General features: G+C 62.2%; 9 protein-coding genes. 4 read left to right on the forward strand and 5 right to left on the reverse strand.

What is annotated here, in order from left to right:
• The coding region (locus HX846_RS27335) for a L,D-transpeptidase family protein (protein WP_178966480.1) at positions 1-1116 on the reverse strand (1116 nt) is incomplete at its 3' end.
• Between the two features lie 37 nt (positions 1117-1153).
• On the opposite strand from HX846_RS27335, the gene HX846_RS27340 reads away from it, so the two are divergent.
• The gene (locus HX846_RS27340; RefSeq protein WP_023658766.1) at positions 1154-1867 is read left to right on the forward strand and encodes a murein L,D-transpeptidase catalytic domain family protein; all 714 of its coding nucleotides are present in this window, start codon (positions 1154-1156) and stop codon (positions 1865-1867) included.
• Between the two features lie 86 nt (positions 1868-1953).
• Complete coding sequence (locus HX846_RS27345) at positions 1954-2703, forward strand: creatininase family protein (protein ID WP_008435386.1); 750 nt, start codon at positions 1954-1956, stop codon at positions 2701-2703.
• Between the two features lie 151 nt (positions 2704-2854).
• On the opposite strand, the gene HX846_RS27350 is transcribed toward HX846_RS27345, so the two are convergent.
• Positions 2855-3196: a hypothetical protein gene (locus HX846_RS27350; protein WP_003210199.1), complete on the reverse strand. Its 342-nt coding sequence runs from the start codon at positions 3194-3196 to the stop codon at positions 2855-2857.
• A 29-nt stretch (positions 3197-3225) separates the two neighbouring features.
• Positions 3226-3864, reverse strand: a complete 639-nt coding sequence (locus HX846_RS27355; protein WP_177022007.1) for an ATPase — start codon at positions 3862-3864, stop codon at positions 3226-3228.
• A gap of 143 nt (positions 3865-4007) precedes the next feature.
• Here HX846_RS27355 and HX846_RS27360 point away from each other — a divergent pair, with 143 nt between their 5' ends.
• Positions 4008-4271 (forward strand): hypothetical protein, encoded by a 264-nt coding sequence (locus tag HX846_RS27360; protein ID WP_177049703.1) that lies wholly within the window; start codon positions 4008-4010, stop codon positions 4269-4271.
• Positions 4272-4286: 15 nt separating this feature from the next.
• Here the strand turns inward: HX846_RS27360 and HX846_RS27365 are convergent, their stop codons facing one another.
• On the reverse strand, positions 4287-5018 hold the full coding sequence (locus tag HX846_RS27365; protein ID WP_003210205.1) for a GntR family transcriptional regulator: 732 nt from the start codon (positions 5016-5018) through the stop codon (positions 4287-4289).
• Between the two features lie 34 nt (positions 5019-5052).
• Positions 5053-5685, reverse strand: coding sequence for a glutathione transferase (gene yfcF, locus HX846_RS27370; RefSeq protein ID WP_102368834.1), 633 nt, complete (start codon positions 5683-5685; stop codon positions 5053-5055).
• A 171-nt stretch (positions 5686-5856) separates the two neighbouring features.
• Between yfcF and HX846_RS27375 the strand changes: the two genes are divergently transcribed.
• Positions 5857-6898: hypothetical protein (locus HX846_RS27375; protein WP_178966481.1), on the forward strand; the 1042-nt coding region annotated here is incomplete at its 3' end.

The following is a 6898-nucleotide window of genomic DNA, read 5'->3' on the forward strand; positions in this document are numbered from 1 at the left end:
CAGGTTCTGCTGGCGCAGGTATTCGGGGTTCAGGCGGATCGCCGGCAGCTTGTCCTCGCGCATGATGGTGGGCGGGATGGTCCAGGTGGGGTTCAGGGTCAGCCGGGTGATGCGCGACTTCAGCAGCGGCGTCTGGCGGTCGGCGCGGCCGACTTGCAGGCGGGTTTGCCACACGGGCACGCCGCCCTGGTAGAAGCTCAGTTGCGCCGCTGCCACGTTCACCAGCACGCCCTCGGGTTCCAGGTCCCGGGACAGCCAGCGAAACCGTTCAAGGTTGATGCGCAATTGTTCGCGGCGAATCGCCGGGCTGATGTTCAGCTCGGTGACCGTGCCGGGGCCGATCACGCCGTCGGCTTGCAGGGAATGGCTTTGCTGGAAGGTCTTGACCGCGTTGACCAACTCGCCACGGTATTGCGTCCCCGCGGAGGTGGCGCTCAGGTAGCCGCCATTGACCATTCGCCGCGCCAGTTGCGGCACCCGCGAATCGTCCATGCCCGGGCGCAGCAACGGGCCGCTGGCCACGGCTTCCCAATGCTGCAACGGTTGCTGGCGCAAGGCGGCGTAGGCACTGCGCAGGCCAAGGTATAGCGGCGCGCTCGGGCGGGCCTGGTCGAAGGCTTGGGCGACGTTCTGCATGCCGGCCTCGGCCATGGCCAGCAATTGAGTGTCGGGGTCCGGGGCCGGTTGCGAATGCCAGACGGGCTCGAAGCGCGACTGCTGCAAGCGGCCGAAATGCAGGTCCTGCAGGGCTTGCAGGTACTGCTGGCTGGTACCGATATCGATGCACAGCACGTTCCCCGTGGCATCCGCCGGGGGCAGTCTATAGTGAGTCGGGTCCAGGCCATCGTCGGCCAGCAACTGCAGTTGGGCTAGCAATGCGGCGCGGCGATCCCCCTCGGACCACAGCACCACGTCGCCCTGCTGCTGATAAAACGCCTGCAAACGCGCCAGGGAAGGCGCATCGACCTGCCCGGCCGGGCCTGGGCAAACGGTCGACAATTGCGAGAGCGCCAATTGCACCGGGGCCGGCGACACCACCAACAGGTCTTCGGCTGTCGCGACCAGCGGTGCAACGAGCAGGCAAATGCTCAAGTAACATGCGTGTTTTTTGAACAATCGCTTAGCTCCCATCCACGGCGGAGATGCTTTATACATGCTGACCTTTTGCTGCCGACTCGGCCTGATCATCTCGACCTTTGCCTCGCTGAGCACCGTTGCGCTCGCAGACACGGGTAAACCTCTTACTCTGTATAGCAGCCTCGCCCACGCCGCTCCAGAACTCAACCCCGATGTACTGAAAAGAGCCTTGAGCGCCATGCAATGCGCGGTGGGCAATGGCATCGAACAGTCCGACCGGCTGGCGGTGATCGACTATTCCCAACCTTCGACCGCTCGTCGCCTATGGATCTTCGACCTGCGCAAGAAGACATTAGTGCTGCGGGATTTGGTGGCCCACGGACAAAAATCCGGGGAAAACTTCGCCACCCAGTTCTCCAACCGTGAAGGCAGTTACCAGTCCAGCATTGGCTTGTTCCGCACCCAGGAGAGCTACGAAGGCGCCCACGGCTACTCGCTGCGCATGGACGGCCTGGAGCCGGGTTTCAATGACCGTGCACGGGACCGCGCCATCGTGATCCATGCCGCCGACTATGTAAGCCCGTTGTGGAGCAAGCGCGAAGGCCGTATCGGCCGCAGCCAGGGCTGCCCCGCCGTACGCCCGCAGGTAGCGCGCCAAGTGGTGGACAAACTCAAGGACGGCCAGTTCATGTTTTCCTGGTACCCCGACCAGCGCTGGCTGAAGTCCTCGGCTTACCTCAACTGCAAGCCGCGCCAGATGGCGAGTGCCGGTACTGTCAAAGGCGGTTGATGCTCTCGCTGTTGCCGTGCACCATGCGGCTCACGCCACCAGGAACTCCACCGTGTTCCTGGGCTTGATGAGAGAGAGAACCTGAGATGCTTTTACATCAATCCACCTGGATCGAGATTGGCCAGTTTCTGGAACGCAGCCGCAGCATCGTGATTCCCATCGGCTCCAACGAACAACACGGCCCCACCGGCCTGTTGGGCACCGACTGGATGTGCCCGGAAATCATTGCCCATGAAGCGCAGAAGAACGCCGACATCCTGATCGGCCCGACCTTCAACATCGGCATGGCCCAGCATCACCTGGGCTTCCCGGGCACCATTTCCCTGCGCCCTTCGACCTTTATCGCGGCGATTGGCGATTGGGTACGTTCGTTGGCAGGCCATGGTTTCGAGAAGATCCTGTTTCTCAATGGCCACGGCGGCAATATTGCCTCGATCGAAGCGGCGTTCTCCGAGCTGTATGCCGAAGCCAGCTTCAGCGGGCGCCCGTCGGGTTATGCGCTGAAACTGTGCAACTGGTGGGACCTGGAAGGCGTGAACGAGCTGGCGCACCAGCAGTTCCCGGTGGGCCATGGCAGCCATGCCACGCCGTCGGAGATTGCCGTGACCCAATGGGCCTACCCGGACGCGATCAAGTCGGCTGACTACTCGCCGCAAATCGCCAACACCGGCCCGATCCGCGAAGCCCGCGACTTCCGCGCGCGATTCCCGGATGGGCGCATGGGTTCAGACCCGGCGCTGGCCACCCCGCAAAAAGGCGGTGAGTTGGTGGCGTTGGCGGCCAAGGGGTTGGTGAAAGCGGTCGAGACGTTCAGCAGCGAGCCAAAGCCGAGCTGAATCATTCGCTCAGACAATGAAGACCAACTGTGGGAGCTGTCGAGCTTAAGCGAGGCTGCGATGGGATCACCTCGGTGTCACTGTCAGACCGCAGTGATGCTATCGCAGCCTCGCTGGGGCTCGACAGCTCCCACAGACTGGCCCCAGTCGATTACAGGCAATCCTGCGCCGCATGCTCGAACCGCGACGGCTTGAACGTCGATGCCAACGGCTTGCGCTCGTACAGGAACACCTTGCCGCCGTCCTGGGACTTGTAGACTTCGAGGATGTTGTCCGCGGCGATCTTGCTGCTCACCACGATCCGGGCATGCCGCGAATTCTGCGTGACCGTGGAGGTCATGCCGTTTTTCTCGAACTTGGGCACCACGCACTGCACGTAGGCTTCAGGGTCCTTGGCGGTTTGCAGGGTGAGGGTTGGGGCATTGGGGGCGGATGCACAGCCCGTCATCAATAAAGAAGCAGAAGCCATCGCTGGCACTAACAACACGCGCATAAAAATTCCTGAAAAATAAACGAAGTGGGCTAACCGGCAGCGAGCAACGCCTTGAGCGAGGCATCGAACTGCTTTAATGCGTTCAACTGAACGTCGCGCTGCTGCCCAATCTGTGCAGCGATCTGGGGCGCCGTTTTGTCATGTACCCACACATTAGGCAAGTGCATTTGCATCGAACCCTCGGCTTTGGCGATGTATTGCAGGTCAAGGTCATAGAACTTGGCAACAAACCGCGCTTCCACCCGATCATTACGCTGGGTCAGCAATTGGTTGTAGGTATCGAGCATCACCACCACATCCGGGTGCGCCTGCAACAGCGCATCAAGGTTGTCGTAACGGGTGACCGAGGCAAAGGTGTGCCGCAACGAAGCCATCAGCCAGTCAATCGCCAGGTCCGGGTCGGAACTGTCGACGAAGGCCTGGCGAATCTGCTCGTCCAGCTGGCCCTTGGCACCATTGACCGCCATGGCGTGGTAGCGCGCCAGGTACTCAAGGTTGTCGAGGGTGTTGTCGCTGTAGAGCACGCCGACCGATTGCGAATGCTGCAACCCGACCGGGCTGGCGACGATTGGCGCCAGGTGGCTGGCTTGAAGCCCCCCGGCCGACGCAGAGCCAACCATTGTGCTCATCAGCAGCGCCACCAGGGCCAAACCGGTAAAAGTCCTCATCGCAGGGTCCTTGCACATCATGTTCAATGATGGCAATTGTCCTCCTTTTTCAGAAAAACAGAACTCGCAATACTTGATGGTGACTATTATCTAGAGCAATAGTGTCGTGCAGGCCGCCTCACACAAAATGATAAGGAACGCCTATGAAGCCCCACCAGAAAACCTTCGATCGCATCCGTGAAGCTGTGCTTCCGGAGTTTCGCGAGCGGGTTGCCGATTACCTGGTCGACTATGAGGAAGTGCTGCTGGACAACGCCGCCGAACCGGAAGTGGTCTACGCGATTGCCCAGCAACTGCGTGGCTACCTGCGCGGCTTGAACACCACCCGGGTGCTGGGCATGGCCGACTGGGAAGACCTTGACCGCCGGGTGGTGCAAACCTGGCTGGTGCTGCTCAAAGCCGAATAGCACCGCGCCTCAAGCTCAGCGTATATCCACGCGATAACGGAAATGTTCGGCGTGGCCACGGCCGCGTCGCAACTCCAGGGGTTGGCCGGCGTAATCCCGGGCCAGCCGCTCGATCACCATCACCGGGCTGCCCACCGGCACCTGCAACCAGCGGGCCCACACGTCATCGATGGACTCGGCGGTGAGGGCTTCCTCGGCAGAAGCGACTACTTGCCCGCAGACTTCTTCGTAAGTGGGGTACAACAGCAATCCCTGCCGGGTCAGATCCACGTCCAGCAGCGCCTGGAACCGCTCGCGCGGCAGCCAGATTTCCTCGGCCAGCACTGGCCCGGTGTCCAGCACGTGTACCCGCACGATGCAGATTACCGGCGCATCCGCTGCCAGCCCCAGCACCTCGCTCACCGACAACGGCGCCTTCACCGGCTTGACCGACAGGATCCGGCTCTGCGGCAGCTGGCATTCACCGCCCGGGCCCTGGAAGCGGAAACACCGGAACAACGACGACTGAAACTTCGGGCGGCGCACAAACGTACCACGGCCCTGCTGGCGCTCCAGAATGCCCTCGCCCACCAACGCCTCGATCGCTTTACGCACGGTGCCGGTAGACAGCTGGTACTGGGTGGACAACACCGCTTCAGGGGGAATAGCCGCACCGGCACGCCAGTGATTATTGGCAATCTGCTCAATCAGATGATCCCGAAAACGCTGGTACAGCGGCAGGCGGGAGTCACTCGACAGTATATTCATGGACCAGGATTCACTTTGTAATTGAGGAGTGTGACTACAGCGACGGTCGTGCCTGCTTGACCCATTCCTGGACCGAAGGCCGTTGCCATTGGCGCTGGGCGTACGCCACCAGGTTGGCGGGCACGCTGTCACCGTTGAGGATCAGCCGGTTGAGCATCACGGCCAGGTCCACGTCGGCAATCGACCACGCGCCGAACAGGTAGTCGCGGCCGTCGGCCAACAGCGCCTGCGCCGCGTTGATCAGCGTGTGGGCCGCTGCTTCAGCAACCGGCGACAGCGGTTCGCCCTTGAGCCCGTAAAACACCACCAGGGTCGAGCGTTCCTGCCGAATCGGCATCAAGTCACTGCGCAACCACGCCTGTACCTGCCGCGCTCTCGCCCGCTGGCGGGGTTCGGCCGGGTACACCGGCACCTGCGGGAACACATCCTCCAGGTACTCGGTTATCGCCGACGACTCGGACAGCGCAAACTCACCCTGCACCAGGGTCGGTACGCGCCCCGTCAGCGACAAGTGCGTGTACGCGTCAGTCTGGTTCTCGGCCGTGTCGAGGTTCAACGTGAGCAGTTCAAATTCAAGGCCCTTTTCCCGCAGGGTCACAAACGCCGACATCGCGTAGGGACTGGTGAAATGGGCGTCAACGTACAGGCTCAGCGGGCGATGGTTCACGGCGACATCTCCTTGGTGGGAGCACCACACTACGAGATCGCGTCGCGCAAATGAAATGCGCGGTTTTTATGGGGGCATTCCTGGCTGGAATACCATCGATAATGGCAATACTATGGCCCCTTCAACCCCACCCGTAACGCCCCGAAAAGCGGATCAAGGAACGATCACTAGATGAAACAAGCGGTTGTCGTCATCCACGGAATCGGCGAGCAGCGCCCGATGGATACCCTGCGTGGCTTCGTCGAAGCGGCGATCCCGGCGGACACCCCCGAGGCGACGCCTTTCTACTGGAGCAAACCCGACCGGTTTTCGCGCAACTTCGATTTGCGCGTGTTGAAGTCGGCGGGTCGCAACACCACCGATTTCTACGAGTACTACTGGGCCCACAAGATGCAGGGCACCAAGGTCGGGCACCTGCTCAGTTGGCTATGGGACATTTTCAAGCGCCCGCGCCGGGATATCCCGACGGCCATCGTGCCGATCTGGCGCGCCACGCGCTGGGCCTTGCTGGCCCTGCTCGTGCTGCTGGTCAGCGGAACCCTGGCGACGCTGTATGGCCGATTCCCCCACAGCGACAACCCCTTCGCCCTGATCCCGGTGCTGCTGGCGGTGATCGGCCTGGCCCTGAAGTACTCGGCACTGTCATACCTTGGCGATGCCGCCCGCTACCTGAGCCCCAACCCGCAGAACGTGGTGGTGCGCGAACAGATCCGCGCCGATGGCGTCGACCTGCTGCGCGCCCTGCATGACAAGGGTGATTACGACCGCATCATCGTCGTCGGCCACAGTTTGGGCAGCGTGATTGCCTACGACATCGTCGGCTACCTGTGGCACGAGCATCACGATCAGTTACGCCCCGGCGGCCCGGAACTCGCCGCCCGCTACGCCAATCACGAGCGACTGCAACCGGTGGTCCAGGACACCCTGCCAAAGGCTGGAAACGCCCTCGACGGCCGCCTGCAAAGCCTCCTCAGGTTCCGCGAACAGCAAGCCGAAGCCTTTATCGAACAACGCAACCTCGGCAACCCGTGGCGCATCACCGACCTCGTCACCCTCGGCAGCCCGATGGCCCACGCCAGCCTGTTGCTGGGCCGCAGCGTTAGCGACTTCCAGCGCCGCATCGAACGCCGCGAAGCACCCGCCTGCCCGCCGACGCTCGACGATAAGGGCTACGGCTACAGCGGCCGGCTGCCCGTCACCGTCGGCGGACGCC

It is taken from the genome of Pseudomonas sp. K5002 (assembly GCF_013386655.1).
Lineage (GTDB): Bacteria > Pseudomonadota > Gammaproteobacteria > Pseudomonadales > Pseudomonadaceae > Aquipseudomonas.